At 58.1% G+C, this 23,392-nt stretch carries 20 protein-coding genes and 1 pseudogene; 16 read left to right on the top strand and 5 right to left on the bottom strand.

What is annotated here, in order from left to right; all coding sequences use genetic code 11:
- Positions 1-3 precede the first annotated feature (3 nt).
- Positions 4-237 (bottom strand): hypothetical protein, encoded by a 234-nt coding sequence (locus NKI66_RS15545; RefSeq protein WP_023809618.1) that lies wholly within the window; start codon positions 235-237, stop codon positions 4-6.
- An 80-nt stretch (positions 238-317) separates the two neighbouring features.
- Between NKI66_RS15545 and NKI66_RS15540 the strand changes: the two genes are divergently transcribed.
- Positions 318-1,037, top strand: coding sequence for an SOS response-associated peptidase (locus NKI66_RS15540; protein WP_127291943.1), 720 nt, complete (start codon positions 318-320; stop codon positions 1,035-1,037).
- On the opposite strand, the gene NKI66_RS15535 is transcribed toward NKI66_RS15540, so the two are convergent.
- Positions 1,034-1,222 (bottom strand): hypothetical protein, encoded by a 189-nt coding sequence (locus tag NKI66_RS15535; RefSeq protein WP_023809620.1) that lies wholly within the window; start codon positions 1,220-1,222, stop codon positions 1,034-1,036. The genes NKI66_RS15540 and NKI66_RS15535 overlap by 4 nt on opposite strands.
- 167 nt (positions 1,223-1,389) lie before the next feature.
- On the opposite strand from NKI66_RS15535, the gene NKI66_RS15530 reads away from it, so the two are divergent.
- A complete protein-coding gene (locus tag NKI66_RS15530) occupies positions 1,390-1,575 on the top strand; it encodes a hypothetical protein (protein WP_245273113.1) in 186 nt (61 codons plus the stop codon).
- Positions 1,572-1,859: a hypothetical protein gene (locus NKI66_RS15525; RefSeq protein ID WP_023809622.1), complete on the top strand. Its 288-nt coding sequence runs from the start codon at positions 1,572-1,574 to the stop codon at positions 1,857-1,859. Before NKI66_RS15530 ends, NKI66_RS15525 begins: the two co-directional genes overlap by 4 nt.
- A 322-nt stretch (positions 1,860-2,181) precedes the next feature.
- On the opposite strand, the gene NKI66_RS15520 is transcribed toward NKI66_RS15525, so the two are convergent.
- A complete protein-coding gene (locus tag NKI66_RS15520; RefSeq protein WP_023809623.1) occupies positions 2,182-2,904 on the bottom strand; it encodes a Crp/Fnr family transcriptional regulator in 723 nt (240 codons plus the stop codon).
- Positions 2,905-3,465: 561 nt separating this feature from the next.
- Complete coding sequence (locus NKI66_RS15515) at positions 3,466-4,908, bottom strand: LuxR C-terminal-related transcriptional regulator (RefSeq protein WP_031212654.1); 1,443 nt, start codon at positions 4,906-4,908, stop codon at positions 3,466-3,468.
- A 192-nt stretch (positions 4,909-5,100) separates the two neighbouring features.
- Between NKI66_RS15515 and NKI66_RS15510 the strand changes: the two genes are divergently transcribed.
- Both NKI66_RS15510 and ligD read left to right on the top strand, forming a co-directional pair.
- Complete coding sequence (locus NKI66_RS15510; RefSeq protein WP_031212655.1) at positions 5,101-5,475, top strand: hypothetical protein; 375 nt, start codon at positions 5,101-5,103, stop codon at positions 5,473-5,475.
- 424 nt (positions 5,476-5,899) lie between these two features.
- Positions 5,900-7,723 (top strand): annotated as a pseudogene (ligD, locus tag NKI66_RS15505) (DNA ligase D).
- A 43-nt stretch (positions 7,724-7,766) separates the two neighbouring features.
- Here the strand turns inward: ligD and xth are convergent.
- Positions 7,767-8,552 carry an exodeoxyribonuclease III gene (xth, locus tag NKI66_RS15500; protein WP_352752119.1) on the bottom strand — a complete coding sequence of 262 codons (786 nt, stop codon included), beginning with the start codon at positions 8,550-8,552 and terminating at the stop codon, positions 7,767-7,769.
- Positions 8,553-9,103: 551 nt separating this feature from the next.
- Between xth and NKI66_RS15495 the strand changes: the two genes are divergently transcribed.
- From NKI66_RS15495 to NKI66_RS15445, 11 genes are all read left to right on the top strand, one after another.
- Positions 9,104-10,273 carry a fasciclin domain-containing protein gene (locus NKI66_RS15495; protein ID WP_352443095.1) on the top strand — a complete coding sequence of 390 codons (1,170 nt, stop codon included), beginning with the start codon at positions 9,104-9,106 and terminating at the stop codon, positions 10,271-10,273.
- A 914-nt stretch (positions 10,274-11,187) separates the two neighbouring features.
- Positions 11,188-12,825, top strand: coding sequence for a methyl-accepting chemotaxis protein (locus NKI66_RS15490; RefSeq protein ID WP_023809629.1), 1,638 nt, complete (start codon positions 11,188-11,190; stop codon positions 12,823-12,825).
- Between the two features lie 23 nt (positions 12,826-12,848).
- On the top strand, positions 12,849-13,316 hold the full coding sequence (locus tag NKI66_RS15485) for a chemotaxis protein CheW (RefSeq protein ID WP_127297589.1): 468 nt from the start codon (positions 12,849-12,851) through the stop codon (positions 13,314-13,316).
- Complete coding sequence (locus NKI66_RS15480) at positions 13,313-14,551, top strand: CheR family methyltransferase (RefSeq protein ID WP_352443092.1); 1,239 nt, start codon at positions 13,313-13,315, stop codon at positions 14,549-14,551. Before NKI66_RS15485 ends, NKI66_RS15480 begins: the two co-directional genes overlap by 4 nt.
- A complete protein-coding gene (locus NKI66_RS15475; RefSeq protein ID WP_127297588.1) occupies positions 14,551-15,255 on the top strand; it encodes a chemotaxis protein CheW in 705 nt (234 codons plus the stop codon). Before NKI66_RS15480 ends, NKI66_RS15475 begins: the two co-directional genes overlap by 1 nt.
- Positions 15,252-17,525 (top strand): hybrid sensor histidine kinase/response regulator, encoded by a 2,274-nt coding sequence (locus tag NKI66_RS15470; protein ID WP_023809633.1) that lies wholly within the window; start codon positions 15,252-15,254, stop codon positions 17,523-17,525. Before NKI66_RS15475 ends, NKI66_RS15470 begins: the two co-directional genes overlap by 4 nt.
- 22 nt (positions 17,526-17,547) lie before the next feature.
- Positions 17,548-18,567, top strand: a complete 1,020-nt coding sequence (locus NKI66_RS15465) for a chemotaxis response regulator protein-glutamate methylesterase (protein ID WP_127297587.1) — start codon at positions 17,548-17,550, stop codon at positions 18,565-18,567.
- Between the two features lie 64 nt (positions 18,568-18,631).
- A complete protein-coding gene (locus tag NKI66_RS15460) occupies positions 18,632-19,585 on the top strand; it encodes a response regulator (RefSeq protein ID WP_023809635.1) in 954 nt (317 codons plus the stop codon).
- A 362-nt stretch (positions 19,586-19,947) separates the two neighbouring features.
- Positions 19,948-20,406 (top strand): YidB family protein, encoded by a 459-nt coding sequence (locus NKI66_RS15455; RefSeq protein WP_023809636.1) that lies wholly within the window; start codon positions 19,948-19,950, stop codon positions 20,404-20,406.
- Between the two features lie 439 nt (positions 20,407-20,845).
- Entirely contained in the window at positions 20,846-22,582 is a 1,737-nt protein-coding gene (locus tag NKI66_RS15450; RefSeq protein WP_023809637.1) for an adenylate/guanylate cyclase domain-containing protein, read from the top strand.
- 111 nt (positions 22,583-22,693) lie between these two features.
- Entirely contained in the window at positions 22,694-23,230 is a 537-nt protein-coding gene (locus NKI66_RS15445; RefSeq protein ID WP_023809638.1) for a GNAT family N-acetyltransferase, read from the top strand.
- The last annotated feature ends 162 nt before the right edge of the window (positions 23,231-23,392 follow it).

The raw sequence follows: 23,392 nt of genomic DNA, 5'->3' as shown, positions 1-23,392 counted from the left end.
TTCTCAGTTGGCGGGGCCTTTGGGCATCGTCTCGGACGTAGTTCCGTCGAGAAGATCGAGAAACGAGTGCATCGCCTTCACCATCATCCGCGCACCGTTTTCGTTTAATGTGAAGGATCGCTTCCCCTCATCAGTCAACAGCCCGACCAGGCAGACCTTGGGATTGTCGCGGTCGTCGATATCGATTGTGACGCCCGATACCCCTGGCAGCATCACGTCCTTTTGCTTCTTAGGCATCACTACGACAGCCTTGACTCGTTCTCACTCTGTTCCCATTTTGGGCAGGCCTCGATCCTTGTCAATGAGACGACCCTAAAATGTGTGGACGCGTTTTCGTAAAATCGACAATCCCGGACATGGTGCGGCGCTTCGAGTTCGCGCACCCCGGCGACATCGAGCGCTTGGGCAACGGGTTCCCGATCTGGAACGGTGCGCCCAGCCTGACCTATCCAATCATTATCCGCGAAGAGCTTTCCACGAGCATGGCCGGTTTCGTTTCTGCGAAGTGGGGACTTGTTCCCGGCTGGGCGCGCGATGGCGGCGGCCGTCCGCCGCCTGTCAATGCGCGCTACGAGACCATTGCCAGCAATGGCATGTTCCGAAAGGCATATGCCGCGCGCCGCTGCCTGGTGCCTGTCGACGGCTATTTCGAATGGCAAAAGCTCGACCCTTCGGGCAAGAAAAAACAGGCTTACGCTATCGCCATGAAGGATGACGATCCTTTTGCCATGGCTGGAATCTGGGAAGAATATGCCGACAAGGCGACCGGCGAGTTGATCCGGACCTTCGCTGTCGCCACCTGCGAGCCAAATACGTTGATGGCGACGATCCATGATCGCATGCCGGTTATTCTGGCGCCGGCCGATTACATGCGCTGGCTCGGGCCGGAAACAGATCCTCGCGACCTCATGAAGCCCTATCCATCCGACCTCATGAAGATGTGGCCGATCGACAGCAAGGTCGGGAAACCAAGCAACAACACGCCCGACATCATCGACGAGATCGGTTTGGGGCCGACCGATTTGTTCGACGTCTAGAGATACTGATCGCCGTCGCCGCGGTGCTCATAGCAGAACCAATGTGATTCCCTGCGCGGCCGGGCAAAGCCCCAGCCGGCGACCTTGCCACAACCGTTACGCTCACATGTGTGGCCAAGCACCTTCACGTGGTCGCGCTGTGCCGGCGTCATGCCTTCGGCTAGTCTCGCTGGTTCGTCGCTCATGGCAGAAAGATTCCACAGTCAGACTTGACGGGCAAGGAAAATGTTCCTTTTCTGTTCTCATGGCACACGAACCGATCGACACGCTGGGCAAAGCGACCCGGCACAACATGCTTGTGAAAGCGGAATGCAGCTGCGGCAATGTCCGCTACTGCCGATCGGCCGACCTGATGATGGTCTACGGCGGCGGCGTCGATCCGCAGACGCTGAAGTTCAATTGCAGCCGGTGCCAACCTCAGATCAAGATCACGCTGCTGGAGGTGCATCCAGAGCACTTGCCGAAGCGTCTGCTGATCCACAAACCGATGAAGATCGACGGCAAGATCACCTGGCATACCGAGCGCTTCAAAGGATGACGAAGACCCTCGCCGATACGTTGGCCGCGCGCGAATGCCTCTATGTAAATTGCGGGCATGCTATGTGCTGCAAGTCCATCAAGCTCGACATCCATGCGCTGATAGATCGCCTCGGGCCAGATCACGGATCGATGCACTGGGACCTGGTCGGGCTTTTTGGCTGCTCGGATTGCAAGGCTGCGGGTCGCGACCATCGACCGGTGTTCTTCACATGTATTCCCGATTACGAGGGTCAGCAACGGAAGCGCAATCGCGAATGGGAGCCGACTTTCGATGGTGAGTAACAGGTAGCCGCGCGGCAGGGCATGGGAGCGTACCGGCAGCATGTGGAGTTGTTGGGCTGTGCGGCGCTGGCCAAGCAGACATCAGGTCCGCCGCCTAACACACACATGGCCATTCTTCCAGGCGCAGTTAAGGTGTGGTCCCGGAAGCCAAGGCCTGTGTGTGCGTCCGTCGGCCATTCCCTACGGTTGGGTAGAGTCATTGTGCTTGGCAATTTTCTCCAAGAGCTTACGTGAGGCTTCGAGGATAAGGCGTGTTACGGCGACTCGTCGGCAGGCTAGCCGCTGTGCTGGTCGGATAGCTTCGTCATGGCTATTTAGTGGTTTACGTCCGGCATGCGATGGTCTTAACGAGCAGTACGTATTCGGCCTCTGGCTTGCCGTAGGTGCCATTTGAGCAGGCCGCAAGGCCGCTGCGGTCCCTAATACGCACTTCGCCCCGCCGAGAATAGATGAGCCCGCGTCCTTCCAGCATTTGAAGCCCAACGGTAACTCCTGGCCGTCTTGCTCCAAGCATGACGGCGAGAAACTCATGGGTGATCGCAAGGCGTTCGCCGTGGATCCGATCGTCACACATCAGAAGCCAACGCGCCAAACGCTCTTCAAGGTTTGATTTGGCGTTGATCAGGGCCGTATAGCTGGTCTGAATGTGGAAGTAGTGGACATAGCGTAACAGGAACAGGCGCAATGTTGGGCTGTTCGCAAGAGCATCCTTGAAGGGCTCGGTTCCGATCCGGAAAGCGCTACCGGGCGACTGAACGTAACATTCATGCGGGGCATAGTCAGCGCCCATCACGAGCGCGGCACCGGTCATTCCCTCAAAACCGACAAGTCCAACCTCGGCCTCCTTGCCTGAAGCCGTCGCGACCACAGAAGCGATGCCGTCCTCCAGGAAGTAAACCGTCTCGATCTCTGAATCGGCTTTCTCTAAGGTCATCTTCAGCTTGAGGGCACACGGCTCAAGATGTGGCTGCAAAAGCGCCAGGTCACCAGGGTTAAGCCGACGCAGCAATTCGTTTTTATAGGAATCGTTCTGTGGATTGGTCATAGCTCAATCCCACTTGGGGCAAGAGCTTTCCAATCTCCTTGCCGTCCGCGCCCGTAAACACGTGCAGACGATTTGGCGAACTTACGCCCTCTGGCGCGCGATTGACAGTGAAATGCAAACTGATGCACGGCGTCCCCTCAGCCGCGGAATTACAAAACAGGGTGTACAAATTTAAAGGGTTGGAATCGTACAGAACTCTGCTTCGTACGAATCCAACAATTTGCGATAGCGGCCAACGAGCCGGCTTGATGTGCACCGGGAAGGAAGCAACTCTGGGGCGGCCTCGGTTTTGGCGGCACGATCAACTGGGCCGACGACAGGTTCTCGGCTTTCGGCGAAGCCATCGCCCGGACGGGCCTCAAAGACTTCGGTGACAGTCATGTACTGACCGGCTCGCTCGGCTTGCGCGTCAAGTGGTGAGTTGCTTGGCTCTTACAAGCTGATGTAGATCATCGTTGAGCGTCGGCTGTTTGGAGTTGCAGAGCTGAAGCTGCCATTCAGCTTCCGGCCCCAATGCTGCCGAGGAGCAATGCGCCTCTGAGGTGACCAGGAGTGAAGAAGCTATGCCAAACCCGCACGACGGGCGCCTTCTCTGATTGCAGCAGTGGCGACAGGATTGGTAACCGGATAGGTTCTGATGAACACCTCAGCCGTGAAATTCGGGAACTCGTCCTTCAGTCGCGAATTGATCCTGGCGACCTGAGGCGTTTCATTGAGCATCGCATGAGCCATTGCCACAAACAGAAGTGTGGCGGGCGAATCTGGCGCAGATTGACGTAGCGCGACCAGGGATTCACGGTAAAAGCCTAGAACGTAGCTGCATCGCGCAAGCATTCCATAATACCAAGGAACATAAGGATTTAGCCGGACCGCTCGCTTGGCCAGTTCGTAGCCACGCTTCGGGTCGCTACCAACAAGAGCAAGGCTACCCGCAAGAAAGGCAAGTGAGTCCGCGTCATTTGGAGCAGCCACCGACACTCGGTCATGTTCTTCGACAGCAGCTTCGACATCGCCCTGCAATGCCCGAAGATCGGCAAGCATTATGCGGGCGTAAATGTCGGCCGGATCGAGCGCCAGCGCTTGCTTGACACATTTGCTCCAGCTCTCGATCGAGCCGGAAAGGTTGTCGGTAAACCCGTTGATGGCTTCCACAGCATGCGCAAGTGCCAGCGCGGTCCAAGCTCTTGCTAGACCCGGGTCGAGTTCGATCGCACGCGCCAGTAGCCGTATCGCCTCCTTGTTCGACTCACGGGTGAAAAGGTGCTTCTGCTCAAGCCCAAGCAGATAGCAGTCATAGGCCTGCAAACTTGCTGGAGCCTTCCGACGAGCAGCATCGCGTCGCAGATTGGCGAGCTGACCGTGGCAAGTTGCAAGGACATTGATGACGTTTTCGGTCACGCTGTCCAGCATCGCAAACAGGTTGTTCGCGGAACGATCGTAACGCATCGTCCAGACATCGACCCCTGTGTGGGCGTCGACGAGTTGGACGCGGATGCGCACCCGCTGCCCGTCCACTTGAAAACTTCCCTCGATCACATAGTCGGCATTCAACTCTCGTCCGAGAGCTCGCACGTCAACACGCCGTCCCTTGTAGGAAAGCATTGTTTGGCGGGCGATCACCGCAAGGTCCCGGTAGCGAGAGAGATCAACTATGAGGTCCGCCGACAAACCATCAGCGATACGAGTCCAGCGTTCTTCTCCGCTTAGATTGTCGAACGGGAGAACTGCGAGGACCGGCGGACCCGGCTCGTCGGTCGAAAGACTTCCGGGTGGTGCATGGCTGCGGTCCTGCTGGCGGTGATCGGCAAGTAACCCAGCAAGCGCCACTTTACTGCGAACATCGAGCTTCCGATAAATGGCCGAAAGATGGGTCCGAACGGTGGTAGGCGCTATGAAGAGTGTTTCGCCAATTTCGCGATAAGTCATTCCCTCCGCAAACTTTGCCGCGACCATCAACTCCCGATCCGATAAGCCGGCGAGAGGATTGCCTACGGGGCGAAGCATCGTTCCATTTTCCTTGCTGCCGACCTGTGGCCAGAACCCGATGGCCTTACATCAGGATGAAAATACTACAGATGCGATATCGAAAACACTGCATTTGCACGATTCCATGCGACGGGTCAGCATCCTAGTCTCTGCAGGTGGGCAGGTTAGGTTGCTTGGCAGGCCTGGTCGATTTAGAACACGGAGGGCTCCATGACAAAGTTGCCTGTCTTGACCGTACTACTGGTGCTTTTGGTGTCGGCGGGGCCATGCTTGTCCGAAGGTACCCAAACCGACAGCAAACTGACTTCGGAAGAAACGGTGAAAGCTGCCAGCGCTGAACTGTATTCCGACATTCTCGTGCGAGCATGCAGGAACGGATGGCGGTATCCGCGCAGCTACATTGAAAACGGATTCAGGCGCCACCTGGCGGAGCTGAAACTGCAGCTTGTCGATCAGGGTTACACTGTCGTACCCGACATGACCGCGAATGATCCGCAGGTCCAAAGAACGATATCGAGGACCAAACGCCGTCTGGTTGGCTCGCGCCAATTCAGCTGTTCCCACCCATACTGGCGCGATGAATGACTCCAACGCGACGGTGTGCAATCTGATAGCCTGATTTCCGGCGGTTCTCCCCAGGTTGGAAGGATGGCGTTGACGAATGGCAGGTTGTTATTCCGGGAGGAGTGACACTCCTCCTGGGGCTGTAAACAACTTCATGGAATGACCGCTCTTCGGCTGCGTGGCTCCGCAAGCTGCCGATCCGCTCCCGGCCCAAAAGCCGAGCTAGCCTCAGTTGGCCCTTAGTAGGCGAGTGATAGCCCAATTTTCCTGCAACGAAGACCCGCTAGGCCCGCTGACCGACGAAGAAAGTGCGATTTCTCCTGTCGTTGATCTCCCTTGCAGCCGGCTGGCCCAGGATTGCCGGTGCAAGCAGTCGAACATGCTATTTCGCTAAAACCTGGAACCTATTGGTGCACTGAGCCTTGAGTCGCGGTTCGGAGGGTGCATGAGTAAGGCAGCAAACGGGCTCTCTTTCGTCGAGTTTCAGTCGCCGACTCTGGTCGCAACGGCGCCCGAGGGCAGCGAATGGATTCACGAGATCAAGTACGATGGCTACCGCACTGAGCTGATCATGCAGCGTGGCAAAGCACGGGCCTTCACGCGCCGTGGCTACGACTGGTCGCATCGATACCGCCGGATAGTTGAAGCAGCGGCGGGCTTGCCGGTGAGGACCGCGATCATCGATGGGGAGGCTGTCGTTCTCGGCGACACCGGCCTTCCGGATTACCAAGCCCTGGAAAGAGAGTTGGGCAATCCAGATTCCGCGAGACTCATCTTTTATGCGTTCGACCTGCTGCACCTTAACGGGCGCGATCTTCGGCAACTGCCATTGGTGAAGCGCAAGGCAGCCCTGGAGAGGCTACTGGAGAACACCGCGCCGACACTGACCTATGCCGAACATCTGGAGGTAAGCGGCAAGGATGTGTTTCAACATGCCTGCCGGATGGGGTTGGAGGGGATCGTATCCAAGCGCGTCGATGCGACCTACGGCTCGGGGGTTCAGACCAGTTGGTTGAAGGTAAAGTGCATCAAGAGCGACACCTTCCCTATCGTGGCTTTCGTAGAGAAACTCGGTGCTCACCCGCGCCGCATTGCATCGCTTTATATCGGGCGCCGCGAGGGCAACCGACTGCTCTATGCCGGGAAGGCTCGCAGCGGGTACACCTTGAGCGCTGCGAAACTTGTGCGAGAGCGGCTTGACCCGCTGATCATCAGCAAGTCGCCTTTGTCAGAGCCGATTGTGAAGCCGAAAGCGACTTGGGTGAAACCACACGTGCTGGCCGAGGTCCAGTTCAGCGGCGTCACCGATCGCGGGGTGCTGCGCGAGGCAGTGTTCAAGGGTTTGCGCGAAGACCTCGTGCCAATCCCGGCCAAGCCTCAAGCGCCATCAAAGCGACGCGGGCCAACCCGGAAACATGGCGTTCCCAGTGAAAACATCCTGCAACTGCTGCCAGACGCTGTCTCGCCCTCCAAGGACGAGCTTGCGCGTTACTGGGAGAGGGTTGCGGATCATGCCCTGGTTCATCTCGGCCACAGACCGCTGAAGCTGGTCCGCCATGCTCATGGCGCGACCTTCTATCACAAAGGCGCACTGCCGCAGATCCCGGCGGCAGTGCATCAATAGCGGCTGCAGAAGCGCGAGGGTGGCGAAGGTGTGCGCGTGTGGGTGGACGACCTTGCCGGTTTGCTGGGACTGGTCGAGATGGATGCGGTAGAGCTGCATCCCTGGAACGCCACCGTCGACGATATCGAACATGCCGACCGTATTGTTCTGGACCTTGACCCCGGCGAGGGCGTGGAGTGGGAGCAAGTCATCGAGGCCGCACTGGCGCTCCGCGACATCCTGGAAGCGGAAGGGCTGGAGAGCTGGCCGAAGGTTACTGGCGGCAAAGGCATTCACCTGATGGTCCCGCTGGAGAGCAAGATCACGCACGACAGCGGCCGCCTCTTGGCCAGGTCCTTCGCCAATCGGCTCGCTGAAGCGCATCCGGACCGCTATCTACTTTCGGCCTCGCCGTCGGCTCGAACAGGCCGCATCTTCATTGATTACCTCCGCAATGGTCGGGGCAACACTGCGGTGGGCGCCTTCTCGCCAAGGGCGCGCCCCGGCTTTCCAATCGCCCATCCGGTGACCTGGAGCCACGTTGAGGCAGCCATCCGTCCAGATGCCTTCACCATCGACCACCCATTTAGGGCAACCGTTAAAAAGGCGGCGAGAGCGCAGAACCCGCAAATGAAGATTCTCGCGGGGATTTCAGTAGCAAATTAGCAAGGACGCGTAGCCATCCCGAACGACGGATCAAGTGGTGTGCTTACCGGACCGGGTCGAGTTCTATCCAAGCGGGCGCATGATCGCTCGGTTTTTCCCAACCCCGCACGTCGGCGTCGACGCCAGCGTCACGCAACCTCTCCAAAAGTGGCGGGCTGACCAGAAGATGATCCATCCGCAGGCCAGAACTTCGATCGTAGCCGCCCTGGTAGGCGAAGTTCCAATAGGTGTAGACGCCTTTCTCCGGGTGAATGCGGCGGACGCCATCGATCCAGCCGCCATCAAGCATCTGGGCATAGGCTTGCCGGCTCTCCGGAAAGTAGACTGCATCGCCTAGCCAACGTCGTGGCGCCACGGCATCAATCGGGGTGGGCACGACGTTGTAGTCACCGCAGAGAATGCTTGGGATGCCTTCCCTCAGCAGCAGCTGGCCGTAGCTGATCAGGCGGTCGAACCAGCCCAGCTTATAATCGAATTTCGGGCCAGGAGCGGGATTGCCGTTGGGCAGGTAGAGGCAGCCGACGACGATACCATCCACCTCAGCCTCGAGATATCGGCTGTGCGTATCGTCAGGATCGCCCGGGAGCCCACGACGGCGCTCCAACGGCTCTTTTCCACGAGCGAGTATGGCTACGCCGTTGTAGGACTTTTGCCCGTGCCAGATTGCGCCGTAGCCGGCGTCCCTGATGGCTTCGGCGGGGAATTTCTCATCCGAGGTCTTCAATTCCTGAAGGCACACGACGTCATAGTCGGTCTGACCCAGCCACTTGATGAGCACAGGCAGGCGGCCGTTCACACCGTTGACGTTGAATGTTGCGATGCGGGTCATCAGGAGCTCTCTCCAAAACTCTTCACGCGGTATCAAGGTGAATGGCTCAGCAGTTGATCCCTCACTACGCTGCACAGGAAGACCGCATGCCGTCGGACCCTCTGCCATCAGATTTCGACATCGTTGATCCTCTCGGCTCCTTTTAACCGCCGAGCGTGGGGAAAGTTCAAGATGACAGCGATAGGATGAGTCCGGCCGAACTCGAGCGAAACTCTCAGGCAGGTGCGATGCGGCCCTCGACTGACTGAATGTCTGAAATGCGCCTCGAAGCCGACATCAAGAGTCGGCGTGCCGAACGTCCTGTCTGGCAGAGAGCGAACAGGCAGCTTACGGTATGATGATCCTCAGACGGGGCCGTTCGCGGCCCCTAAACTCGCGTTGAAAATCCTTGGCGCGCCATTGCAGTAGTGATGTCACCGCCTCCCGCAGTTTCATTGGTGGCGCAATCGTAAGGCCAAACGTCCAAAGAACTGCGCCTTGGGCAAATAGCCAAGGTCACTTATCAAAACTGATGGTTATGATAAATTCGCTCTCTCTGGGCGGAGTTTGGCATGAAGCGTCGACTGATTTTTGCAGTGTGCATCCTGATAAGTCAGGTGGCGGTCGGAAACGCCCAGACGGTTGAGACGGCGGTAGCACGCGCCCAGACGACTTCCGACAACAATATCATCCAGAATGCCGCTCTTTCCAAGGACTACACCACCCTTATAGCAGCTGTGAAAGCGGCCGGGCTGGTTGAGACGTTGGAGGGTAAAGGCCCGTTCACTGTTCTCGCGCCGACAGACGCCGCATTTGCAAGATTGCAGCAAGGTGCAGTGCAGGTTCTTCTTGCGCCCGAAGCTAAAAACGAACTCTCCAAAATCCTAAAGTGTCATGTGATTTCCGGAGATCTGAGTACCGACGCGATCCTCGCTGAGATAGCCGCGAACAACGGAGCCTACTCGGTCGACACAATCGGGGGATGCTCTCTCACTTTTCGGGCGGCAGGAAGCAATATTTCTGTAACGGACCAATTTGGCGACATTGCCAGTCTCGTTGCCAGCGACGTGAAACAGACGAACGGCTTGGTCTACGCGGTCGACAAAGTACTTTCGCCCGGCGCTCCAGACACCTCTCACGAAATTCACGCCTCTAGGATCTTTGCCGGACCGAACGAATATCCACCCACTAATTTCGCGGCTTATGGGATTCTGGCATTCAAATCGAAAGTTACCATCTACGACCAGGAACGGCAAAAGATGCTGTGCGAGGCGTTTGTGAATGCCGTCCTGCCGTCGTCGTCGCTCGTCGTCCCTACAGCGGCCCAAATGGTAACGGTATGGCCGATGGACAGCGCCGAGCATGCAAAGGCCGCAACCAAGGCGAACATAACCAGGACCTGCGACGAAGCCCTTCAGGATTATGGACTGGCTGTTTCGCAAAAGGCAGTCCGCGATGCAGTTGCAAGCGGCGTTGCTGTCGACGGCGACGGGCCTTTTCTGATTGCGTGGGCACCGCCGACGCAAATCGGAAAGCCTGGTGCTGTGGTTCTTAAAGCCGACCTTTCAACAGTGACCGAATACAAGATGGCAAGTGACATCATGCACCGGTGGGTAGTGGAAATTGAAAACAGGCCCGAGCTTTGGAGATCGGGAACGTTCGATAGAAGCTTGATCGCAACAGCTCGCGAGTGGGCGGATCACTACGGGTCCCTGATCTTTTCAGTCGTCGGTGTAAAGTGACGCCCTTCCTAGATTTCATAGCCGGGTTCGGTGTGTCCGGAGTGGTCGGATTGGTGCTTGGGCTCATTGCGATGACGATCATTGCGCCAAACACCACTGGTGGAGCGTTGCTAATCATTTTTGTTGGGATAGCAGTGGGGATTATTTTCGGCGCGATTTACCGCTCATTTAGACCAGCTAAGACGCCACCCGAAACGAAACAGTGAAATTTGCTGAGTACACGAAACGCGCTGGACTAAAAAAAAGATATTGAGTAAAAAAGCCGCCGAAGCGGGTTTTTCGTTATCAAATACTAGCCAAAAGCGCGGGGCCGAGGATCATTACCTCCGGCGGCCTGTCTGGAGGCAAAGCGCGGGAATATTCGAGGCCGCCCAGAGCGATCTGCAGGGCATTTGCTGATCCAGCAGAGCCGGGAGATCGGACTGAAGGCACGGATATTTGATGTGATTCTGTACCTCTTCTCAAGCAGCGTTCTGACGGTCGCTGGCGCAGACAGACCGTCAGAACGCCGATCATCACGATGTACGCTTTTGGACGCGGCAAATGTCGACCTTCTGGCCGAAATGAGGCGCATTGCAGACTGGCGACTCTGGGCCGCAAGCGGGAGGTCGGCTTTCGGGCATCGAGCTGACCTAAGCAGTCATTCAACTCATGGCCACAAGTAGCTCATACACGCTCCTCTTGACGCGGCGTGCCACCCTAGCCGATGTCGGGCTGATGTGCGTGGACGGCAGGACGTCCTTGACCACCGCTTCTGGCGCCGCCGATTGGCGAGCCGCCTCTCCATCATTTGCGATGGAACGGAAAAGAAACCATTCAGCATCAGACTGCCGCTTTTCGACGCACCTTTTCGAATACGTCGGAACGAGCGCTTGTCGCGCAGCCCACGATGCCCCCATTGGTGAACCGGTTCCATGAAGAGTCTGACAATACGCCACCGCATCCTCGTCAGTTTCGCTGCCGTTCTGGTGGTCATGTCCGTGATAGCCGTCATGGCGTACGCCTGGTTTCTTCAGGCGGGCCAGGAGGCGACTGAGGTCGAGAAGGGCATCCTACCGGACCTTTATCACAGCACCGAGATCATGACGGGCCAGATGGCGGCCCATAGTCTGCTTCAGGAATTTGCCCTTCAGGAAAACCCGTCGGACAGAAGCACGCTTGAAAGCGCGATCACGACCAATCGCGACCAAGTGCAGCGATCGATGGACGACTATGAGGCAACAATCGTCTCCGACATCGACAAGCAGAATTATGCACTCGTCAAAGAACTCGCCAACCAATTCCGTCTGGCTGAAACTGCTGTGCTGGACACAAGCCGGGCTGCCTTGTCGAAAGGTGAAACTCCCAATGAAAGCCCGGCCCTCAAGAACACCGTAGAGCCGATTTTTGTAAAATTGCAGTCCGCTCTGCAGGCCATGGTTGAGGATCATAGAGGCGAGGCAAACAGTGCGACCCAGCGGATCAGCTCGATCGTTAGAACGGCCGAAGTCGGTTTGAGTGTTGGCTTGTTGGTAGCCCTCGGGCTAGCCCTTCTTTTGGGTTACCAGCTGTTTCGCGCCATTACAGGTCCGCTCACCCGTTTGGTCAACGCGGTTCAATTGATGCGGCAAGGCGACTTCAGCGAACGCCTCGATCTGATGCGCCGAGACGAATTCAGTGTGCTTGCCGACGGCTTCAACGCAATGGCGGACGATCTCACAACCCTCATTGGTCAGGTTCAAAGGTCCAGCATACAGGTCGGCACGTCGATAACTGAGATCGCCGCCACCTCCAAGCAACAGCAGGCAACTGCGACTGAAATCGCAGCGACCACAACAGAAATCCGCGCGACAGCCAAGGAAATCTCCGCCACATCAAACGAGCTGGTCCGCACGATGAACGAGGTCTCCACAGTTGCCGAACAAACGGCTGCCGTCGCCGGCGGAGGTCAAGCCGGGCTGACCCGTATGGAAGAAACCATGCAGCAAGTCATGGAAGCGGCCGGCGCGATCAATTCCAAACTCGCGATCTTGAGTGAGAAAGCCGGCAGCATCAATCAGGTGGTGACGACCATCACAAAAGTCGCCGATCAGACGAATCTGTTGTCGCTCAACGCTTCCATCGAGGCTGAGAAGGCAGGCCAATATGGCCGGGGTTTTGCAGTTGTAGCGACGGAAATCCGAAGGCTCGCGGACCAGACGGCTGTCTCCACCTACGATATTGAGCAGATGGTCAAGGACATCCAGTCGGCAGTCGCGGCCGGGGTGATGGGCATGGACAAGTTTTCCGAGCAGGTCCGCCGGGGTATGCAGGAAATCCAGCAGGTCGGCGGGCAACTCTTCGATATCATTCAGCAGGTTCAGGGGCTGGTGCCACGTTTCGAAGTCGCCAATGAAGGCATGCAAGCACAGGCGACCGGCGCGGGGCAGATCAGCGACACGCTAACCCAGCTAAGCGAGGCAGCTCAGCAAACAGTCGAATCCCTTCAACAATCGACGCTCGCGATCGACGAGCTCAATCAAGTCTCAGGCGGCATGCGAAGTAGCATTTCGAGGTTCAAGCTGCGAGCATAGCGAGTCGGCAGTAGGAGGTGACAATGCTATTCCTCGCCTTCAGCATGGGTCCGGATCGCTACTTGATCGATGTCCACCAAATTGAAGAGGTGCTGCCCTATTTCGATGTGAAAGTTCTTCCGGGTGCGCCAACTGGTGTGGTGGGTTTGGTCAGCTATAACGGAATACCCATCCCTCTGATCGATGTTACCCATCTTGCGCTTGGCCGGCCATCGGAGCGCCTATTGAGCACCCGGATCGTTGTGACGCGCTATCCGGCGCATGATGGCGAGCAACGCCTGCTGGGGCTGATCGCGGAACGGGTGACGGATACGCTCGAGCGACACCCTGCCGATTTCGCGCCGTTCGGACTTGAACAAGGAACCCCGCCCTATCTTGGGCCGGTGGCTTCCGATGGTTCGGAGATCATTCAGTGGGTCAAAGTGGAAGCGCTGCTTTCGGAAGAGATTCGTACCGCTTTGCTCCGCCAGGCCGCAATAGGTGATCAATGACCGGCGCAATAGAAAAGCTCCTGATGGAAACCATCGGACTGGACAGTGCCAGTGTTGGTCCGACAGTGGTTCGTCAGGCGGTCAGAGACCGGATGGAAGCATGCCGGATAACCAACCCTCAGGCCTATAGGGAACACTTGACCGTTTCCTCGCAGGAGCTGCAGGAGCTGATCAATGCGGTGGTGATCCCAGAGACCTGGTTCTTTCGCGACCGAGAAGCGTTCACGATGCTGGCGCGGCATGCGCGCGTGCACAAGCCTGCTCAGCCGATAAGAGTCCTGAGCCTGCCATGTTCAACCGGCGAAGAGGCTTATTCGGTCGCCATGGCGATGTTCGATGCCGGCTTTGAGGCGCACGAGTTCAAGATCGATGGCGTGGACGTCAGCAGTCGCAATATCGCCACGGCTGAACGCGCCATCTATGGGCGCAATTCGTTTCGCGGGAGCCATCTCGAATTTAAAGATCGCTATTTCGAAGCGGCTGAGGGCGGGTTGCGGCCTATTGCTGGGGTGCTGAAACAGGTTCGGTTCAGGGTAGGAAACCTGTTCGGCTCTCGCGCTTTCGGGCAAGAGGTCTATGACATCCTGCTTTGCCGCAATTTGCTGATCTACTTCAATCGAGAGCTGCAGGATCGCGCATTGAGCTGCCTGAAGGACCTGCTGGCCAAGGACGGACTTCTTCTGGTCGGTCCGGCGGAAGCAGCTCTTCCAAGGTTGCATGGCTTTATTTCCGCTGAATGGCCATTGGCCTTTGCCTTTCTGAAATCGGAGGCCGTCAAGACCACGGCGCCGAAAGTTCCGGCCGCCGTCCCGGTGCGGGCGCCAAGCCCGAAGGTCAACATGAGCGAGCCTCTTCTTCCGTTCCGACCGACAATTGGCAATGAAGGCCGTAGGCAGGCTCCGACCAAGCCGCTTGCACAGGCCTCGGAAAGCCTCATCGCGGTTGAACGGATCGCCAATGCAGGACGGGTAAAGGAGGCACAGGAGGTCGCCCTGGCGCATCTCAAGGAATTCGGTCCTTCCGCGGAAATCTTCTACCTGCTGGGCCTCGTCCAAGATGCGGATGGTTCTGCACCCGAAGCCGCGCGAAGTTATCGCAAGGCGCTCTATCTCGCACCAAATCATCGAGAAGCTCTCGTCCATCTGGCCTTGCTGCTTAGCAAGCAAGGCGACCATAACGGCGCCGAGGCGCTGGCCGGCCGGCTGGGTCGGGTCCAGAAAAGGAGCGGCGGCTGATGGCGGCTTCGACAAAGATCGCTCAGCCGGTGGAGGAGATTGCAATCGACGACTGCTGGCGGCAAATAGGCGTACGGGGCGACAAGTCATGTCCGCTACTGGAGCAGCATCTCCACTGCCGGAATTGCCCGACCTACAAGAAGATTGCACGACGCCTTCTTGACCGTGCAGCGCCCTCGGCATACCGCGACGAATGGCATGATAACGCTGATCGTGCAGGGATCCATTCGACAGACAGCGACGCGCTGCAGACGGCCGTTCTCTTCCGTTTGGGGGACGAATGGCTTGCACTGCCGGTCGGTATTTTTCATGAAGTGGCTGAATCTCGTCGCGTTCATTCACTTCCACACCGCAGGAACAGTGCACTGCTCGGTATTGCGAATGTCCGTGGTGAATTGCTCATTTGCCTGTCCCTGGCCGAATTGCTCGGGATAGACGAGCGCAAGGAGGGGGAACAAGGCACACGCACCAAGGTATTTCGCCGCCTAGTCGTGGTAGGCGAGCACGACAAGCGGGTTGCTTTTACGGTTGACGAGATCCACGGCTTACATCGGTACCAAGAACGCGACACTCTCGATGTTCCGGCCACGATTGGCAAGGCAGTGTCGGCCGCTACAGTTGCCGTGCTGCCGTGGCAGGGACGAGCCGTTGGCTGTCTCGATCCACGACAACTGCTCACGATGCTTGACCGGAGCATCGCATGACAGATGGAGACTTCAGCCAGGTTTCGATGCTCACCCTCTTCCAGGCCGAACTGGAGACGCAGTCACAGGCTCTAACCTCTGGGCTTCTGGCACTCGAACGCGATCCTATCGCCCCCGACGCCCTGGAAGCATGCATGCGTGCCGCGCATTCCCTGAAAGGAGCTGCCCGCATCATCGACTTGATGCCTGCGGTCAAAGTTGCAAATGCGATGGAAGACTGTCTGGTCGCAGCGCAACGTGGGCATCTGAGGGTGCGACGGGAGCATATAGATGCGCTTCTGCAGGGCTCTGACCTTTTGAAATTGATCGCATCGGGATCATCGAGCGAGAGTGCCAACTCAGAAGTAGAAAGCTTTCTCGCGAAGTTCGAGGAATTGTCCCTCCCCGAGGCAAAGCCCGGGACCCAAGATTCTGCAGCTGATTTCGCAACTCCAGACCATGCCCAGGAGCAACTGGCGACGACCTCTTCAGCGAACGTCCTAGTTGCGGCGGTACCGCAAGCGCACGGCAGCATCGGCTCTGATAGAATGGTCCGGGTGACGGCAGACAGCCTGAACCGATTGCTCGGGTTGGCTGGCGAGTCGCTGATGGAAGCTCGGCGGCTCAGGCCATTCGCTGATGGGCTGCTACGGCTGAAGCGACTTCAATCGGACCTCGCAAGTGCGTTCGACAATCTTCATGCAGTGCTGCCGCCGGTTTTAAACCATGCGGCGGTGATGGAGGCGCTGGCTGAGGCGCAGCGAAAGCTTCGGTTAAACCAAGCGTTCCTGGCGGAGCGTCTCGATGAATTGGATTCAGTTGATCGGAAAGCGACCGATCTTGCCAACAGGTTGTACGACGAAACGTTGGCGAGCCGGATGCGGCCTTTTGAGGACGGCGTGCGACACTATGCGAGAACGATCCGCGACCTCGGTCGTACCCTTGGCAAGCGGGTGCGACTGGAGATTGTAGGCGGCTCGACCGGCATCGACCGCGATATTCTCGAGCAGCTTGATGCCCCTTTGGGGCATCTCCTGCGCAACGCTGTAGACCATGGGCTTGAACCGCCTGAGGAGCGCATCGCGATGGGGAAACCCGAAGAGGGGCTCATCAGGCTCGAAGCGAGGCATAATGCCGGGCTGCTGCAGATAGCCGTGGTGGACGACGGCAGGGGGGTCGAGCTCTCGAAGCTGCGCGAGACCGTCGTCGCCCGGCAACTTGCAACCAGGGAAAGTGCTGACACACTCAGCGAAACCGAATTGCTCGCATTCCTGTTTCTGCCAGGCTTTTCGATGAAAGCGGGCCTTACCGACGTCTCCGGTCGCGGTGTGGGGCTTGATGCAGTGCAAGCCATGACGAAGGAAGTCCGGGGAGTCGCAAGCGTCTCCTCAGAATTTGGGCACGGAACCCGATTTCAACTGCAATTGCCGCTGACGTTGTCGGTCCTGCGCACGCTGCTCGTCGATGTTGATGGGGAGCCCTATGCTTTTCCACTCGCTGCCATTTCCAAGACTTTGAAACTGCAGCGGACGCAGATCAATCTCCTGCAGGGCCGGCCACATTTTCGATTGAATGATCGACAGATCGGGCTGGTCACCGCGCGCGAGGTGCTGGATCGAGGTGAGCCCGGATCGGAACCGAACGAACTCTCGGTCGTCGTCGTGGATGCGGGTCGGGGCGATGCGTACGGCCTGATCGTCGACCGTTTTCTCGGGGAACGCGAGTTGGTGATCAGACCTCTGGACCCACGGTTTGCCAAGATCAAGGACATCAGCGCAGCAGCCCTGATGGAAGACGGTTCGCCTGTTCTGATCTTCGACGTCGACGATCTGATCCGATCGGTGGAGAAGCTTGCATCATCCAGCGGACTTCGAACTCTTCGGCGCGCCGCGGGCGGTCCCGAAGCGAGCAGGCGCAAGCGCGTGCTCGTGATTGACGATTCACTGACGGTTCGCGAACTCCAGCGCAAGATGCTGGGCAATTACGGTTATGAGGTCGAAGTTGCGGTCGACGGTATGGACGGGTGGAATGCCGTCCGGTCTGGTCCTTTCGATCTCGTCGTCACCGACATCGACATGCCTCGTATGGATGGCATCGAGCTGGTGAGTTCGATCAGAAAGGACGCTCATCTTAAGAACACACCCATCATGATCGTTTCATACAAGGATCGGGAAGAAGATCGCGCGCGCGGGCTCGACGCAGGTGCGGACTATTATCTGACCAAGAGTAGCTTTCAGGACGAGGCGCTGATCCATGCCGTCGTGGACATGATTGGCGAGGCGGTTGAATGAGAACGAGATGGGAAGCCAGCGAATGAGAATCGGCGTGGTCAACGACATGCCCATGGCGGTTGAACTTCTGCGTCGACTGGTCCTGTCGACCGGCGAACATCAGGTCGCGTGGATCGCGACCAATGGGCGAGAGGCGGTCGAGGTCTGCAGACGTGATCTGCCGGATCTCATACTCATGGATCTAGCGATGCCAGAGATGGACGGCGTGGAAGCGACCCGCAGAATCATGGCGGAAACCCCGTGCTCAATCTTGCTGGTGACCGCTAGTATCGAAGCCAACCTCGCCGGCGTCTACGAAGCAATGGGTCATGGCGCGCTTGACGCAGTCGATATTCCCTCAGTGGGCATCGAAGGTAACGCGTCCTCGCAATCCGCCCGGCTTTTGACGAACAAGATAGGGACGATCGGCAAGCTGATTGGTGATGCGCCGACCCAGGCAAAAAGGCGGATGTCACGTGCGGCTGAGCCGACACCTCGACGCCTGATTGCAATCGGTGCCTCCGCGGGCGGGCCGGCTGCCGTTGCCGCAGTCCTGAGTTCGTTTCCCGTTGACTTTGGCGGCGCGATTGTACTCGTCCAGCATCTCGATGCTCAGTTCGTTCCAGGCCTCGTTGATTGGCTGGGGCAGCATACGCCTCTCCCGATCAGTCCGGCGCGGGAAAGGGATAGTCCTCAAGCCGGCACCGTTCTCGTTGCCAGTTCTGCGGATCATCTGGTTTTCAAGTCAGCTCGGCAACTTGGCTATACGCCCAGCCCCAAGGACAATGTTTATCGGCCGTCCGTAGATGTGTTCTTCGAAAGTGCGGCGCAATGGTGGCCCGGCTCGGTGACTGGTGTTCTGCTCACAGGCATGGGCAGGGATGGTGCGCGCGGGCTGAGACAGCTCCGCGACAAGGGGCATCTCACAATCGCGCAGGATAAAGCAACCAGTGCCGTCTATGGCATGCCGAAGGCCGCCGCCGACATCGGCGCGGCTGTTGATATTCTTCCTTTGAGTGCTATCGGCTCACGTATAATCGAAGCCTGCGAGCGCTCCACGTGAAAGGGCCCGTCCGATGACGCAAGAACCAGAGCTGGTCCCGCCACTCGCAGATAATTATTCATCCATGGTTCTGCTCATCGATGATCAGATCATGGTTTGCGAGGCGGTCAGGCGCGCTCTAGCCACCGCGCCCGATATTTCCTTACACTTCTGCACCGACCCATTGAGAGCGATGGCGGTCGCGGATGAGGTAAAGCCAACGGTTATTCTGCAGGATCTCGTCATGCCCGGGGTCGATGGGCTGCATCTGGTGCGAGAATACAGGAAGCATGGGTCGACACGCGCGGTCCCAGTCATTGTGCTGTCGAGCAAGGAAGATCCAGCCACCAAGGGCGAGGCGTTCGCTGCGGGAGCGAACGACTATCTCGTCAAACTGCCGGACCGTATCGAGCTGATTGCACGTATTCGATATCACACGCGGGCCTATCTGGATCACGTCCAGCGAGACGCGGCGTACCGAGCGCTAAGGGAAAGCCAGCGACAGCTGATCAGTGCAAATCTCGAGCTTGAACGTCTGACGCGGATCGATGGCCTGACGGGTCTAGGCAACAGGCGCTATTTTGACGAATATCTGGCGGCTGAATGGAAGCGCGCTTTTCGCGCACAGTCCCCATTGTCGCTGTTGATGATCGATGCAGACAACTTCAAACGATACAACGATACCTATGGCCATATGGCCGGCGACGAGGTGCTCAAGCAAATCGCCCGCGTAATCCAGAGTGGTTCCGGCCGCTCCACCGATCTCGCTGCGCGGTACGGAGGCGAAGAGTTCGTCATCGTGCTGGTCGACACTTTACTGGAACAATCCAGCGCGATCGCAGAGCGGCTCGTCCAGAGCGTGCGGGAATTGAACATACCCCACGGCCCGGATCGCGTGACCATCAGCGTTGGCGCCGCAACAGCGGTGCCCACCGAGAACGAGACGCCAAACGATTTCGTCAATGCCGCCGATTTGGCTCTGTTTCGTGCCAAATCGGAAGGACGAGATCGTGTTGCGCTTCATATGTCCCGCAGCTAGAGAAGCTCAATGCACCTCCGAAGAGCGGGTGTGTAATTTGAGGCTAAGATGGGGCGTGAGAGCGGCACTCGGTTGAAGATAGGAGCCGGACAACGGGCTTGAAGACTGGTTGGGCAAACGTTGGGAATGACAGCGACAGCGAGCTGGCCAGGTTCCGCTCCCTCCTCCTTATCATTGCGCCGCTTAAAACCCCAGGGTTGATTGCCGTGTGAAGCACTGGCGCGGCGAGGAAAACTTGCGGCGCGCTTCGCTGCAGAATTCCGGGAGGAGAAGGCTGAGCGTGTTCCAGAGGTCTATTAACTCCAGCAGGCGGAACCTTGCGAGCCTCGAAGCCTTCTTCCTGTTAGCTAAGGAGGAAACCAATGGCAAATCTGGGAAGACTGGCTGTCGCGATGCTTGGCATTCTTGCTTACCAAAATCGCGATAAGATCGGTGACTTGATCCGCGGCGCGGGAAATCGAGATCCAAACAACACACAAGGCGGGCTCTTGGATCAGCTGTCCAAGGGCGTCTCCGGGACCGCGTTTGGGGACATCCTCGACCGCTTCAGAAATGCAGGAGCGGGATCGAAGGTCGATTCGTGGGTTAGTACCGGACCCAACGAACCGATCGACCCGAAGGACGTGGAGACGGCAATTGACGAGGACACTCTCACTGCGCTTTCGATGCAAACTGGTCTGTCGCGCGATGAGTTGATTGCCCGGATCACTAAAGACTTGCCCGAGGCGGTCGACAAGCTGACGCCAAGGGGCGAACTGCCAGCAGCGACCGATGAGATCGCACTCCTAGATCAGGTGCCGCCACGCACTCCAGAGCGGTAAACGGGGGATTACATCGACCGTTAAATTGGCCGCGCCGCAATCCGGAGCGCATGACTGAACGGGCGGGCCACGGCCTGCCGTTGGGCGCCGCGAAGGAAAGAGTGGTGAAAGGGGGCGATCTTCTCTTTGGACTGGTTGTGATGAGGCGGGACCCTGGCACAGGTCGGCGTTGAGTTCCACTCTGCATTTTATTCAACATGACCCTAAATTGATTGGTCCACCCGGTTCCGAAACGACACAATGCGGGCTCGGCTGAGGCCCCTCCGTCTTTGAGGTATCGTCCTCGCGACCGCGTAAACAAGAAAGTGAATGATCGACCGACGTGACGCGATCACCCCATGTAGCGGCTTGCCGATCGAGCTTCAAAGTCAGCCTGATAGACTTTTGAAATAGACGTCATACAATCCCATTTTTCTGCTTTCAATGAAAGCAAAGCGAAATGGCCGAAGAACGCGCCCAACGCCGTCTTGCCGCCATATTGGCCGCCGACGTGGTGGGCTACAGCCGACTTCTGGACCTGGACGAGCAAGGAACATTGAACGCGTTAAAGAGGAGGCGGAAGGAGATCCTGGAACCACTGGTCCGCGACCGTCACGGCCGTGTCGTAAAAGTGATGGGTGATGGCGTCCTAGTCGAGTTCGGAAGCGCAGTGAACGCGGTGTCATGCGCCGTCGAACTCCAGAAGCGGATGATGGCCGCGAACGAGGGTTTGGCGTTCGACCGACAAATCAACCTGCATATCGGCATCAATCTGGGCGATGTCGTTGTCGAGGACGGCGATCTGTTCGGCGATGGCGTTGTTGTCGCAGTGCGGCTTCAGGCAATGGCCGGGGCCGGAGATATCTGCGTCTCCGGCAGCGTCTACGATCAAGTCAAGCGAAAGCTTGAATGCGACTTCGACGAACTCGGTCCGCAAGCGATCAAGAACGTTGCCGAACCGGTATCCGTTTACCGGATTCGGTTATCGGCCTCATCTGAAAGTGGCGGACCGGCAGAGAAAGCGCCGCTGCCGCTCCCCGGCAAGCCCTCCATCGCCGTCCTTCCCTTTACGAACATGAGCAACGATCCGGAGCAGGAGGCTTTTGTCGACGGCCTCACCGAAGACCTGATCACGGATCTGTCGAGGAACAGCGAGTTGTTTGTTATCGCCAGCAACTCGGCTTTTGCATACAAGGGCAGGCATATGGATGTGCGTCGCATCGCGCGAGAACTGGGAGTGCGCCATCTTCTTGAGGGTAGTGCACGGCGGGCAGCTGGACGGGTGCGTATCAACGCTCAATTGATCGATGCGATCGGGGGCGACCACCTTTGGGCCGAAAGATTCGACCGAAGCCTTGAAGATATCTTCGCTGTTCAGGACGAGGTGACCGGCAAGATTGTCGAGGCTCTGGTGGGCCGTCTGACCGCCGCGCCGGGGCGCAACAGACCGAAGAACCTGGAGGCCTATGATTTATGTGTGCGTGCACGGGCCTTGGGCCTGCAAACGGCACTCACCGCGAAAGAAGCCATTTTCCTGCTGAACCGGGCAATTGCGCTCGATCCGGAATATGCGGAGGCGCATCGTTGGCTGGCACTCAACCTCTGGCTGGGCTGGGAGTTCTGGGACGAACCGATGGACCCCAATCGCACAAGTGCGCTTGCCGAAGCACAGCAGGCGGTCGAACTCGACCCGAATGACGCTGGGAACCGATGGGTATTGGGCGTTATACTAGGACATGAGGGTCGCTGGGCGGAATCGGATGCCGAATTCGCCGCCGCCCACAAGCTGGATCCCAACCACGCCGACGCATGGGCAATGCAAGCTGAACTGACGACGGAAAACGGCCGGCCTGCCGAAGCCATAGAGCAGGTGCGCAAGGCGCTGCGGCTCAACCCTCACCCGCCCGGTTGGTACTACTGGATGTTGGGCCAGGCTCAGTATGCCATCGGCGACTACGAATCCGCGGTTCAAACGTTGCGGAGACCCGAAACTTATCGCACGACTTCACGACGCCTGCTTGCAGCAAGCCTTGCGCAACTTGGCCGTTTGGAGGAGGCGCGCTGGGAGGCGGAAATGTTCATGATAAGCAATCCGCACTTCACAATCAGGCATTGGTCAGCTTCGCAGCCTTTCCCGGCCGAGGACGTCCGACGGCATATCGTGGAAGGCTATCGCATGGCGGGGCTGCCAGAATGACTGTCACGGCTATGCCGTCGGGGCCGCAGTGGATAGCGTCTCGAGGCTGCCGCAGCAGCGAATATTTGGTCTCTTCTGCCGGAACGAAATTCGTCAAATCGAGACTTGAACATGGCAAGTGAAGACTTTCGGCACCGGAAAGCACAACGGGAGGATCTCCCGGCCCTGATTACGCTCATGGACGCGGCGATCTCTGAACTCCAGAAGCCCTTTCTAGATGACGCTCAGATCCAATCCAGCCGGGCCATCATGGGGCTGGATACACAACTTGTCGACGACGGCACTTACTTCCTCGTGGAGCACAACGGCGTTTTGGCAGGTTGCGGCGGTTGGAGCCGGCGCGCAACGATGTATGGTGGAGATCAGTCGCCTGGACGTGATGCAGCGCTGCTTGATCCTGCCAAGGACGCAGCACGCATCAGAGCCATGTACACCCATCCGGACTTTGTCCGGCGGGGGGTCGGCCACTTGATCCTTGCGCTTTGTGAGCGTGCCGCCAAGGCCGAGGGCTTCGCCCGTGCTGAGCTGGCAGCTACCGCGGCCGGAGAGCCACTGTATCGCGCCTGCGGGTACCAATCCGTCAAGAAATTCTTCGACGAGCGTGGCGGGGCTCCGGTTCCTATCCTGCTTATGAGCAAGACGCTCTGACCTCCGGCTTACAGGGCAGTCGCACGCAGTTGGCGGCGCTCGCCGGCACGGAATGCTCACCTATACTTCCGCCCCATGGTCCGCTTTTGGTGAATGGACGGGACCGTACGAATGACTGCCATTGGGCGCAAAGCCGCCGTTCGGCTTCCACTATGCCCAGAT

Source organism: Mesorhizobium sp. M0518 (assembly GCF_040321125.1).
In the GTDB taxonomy this organism is placed as follows: Bacteria; Pseudomonadota; Alphaproteobacteria; order Rhizobiales; family Rhizobiaceae; genus Mesorhizobium.
The sequence above is the reverse complement of the archived record's forward strand: the minus strand, read 5'-3'. Positions and strand labels throughout refer to the sequence as shown.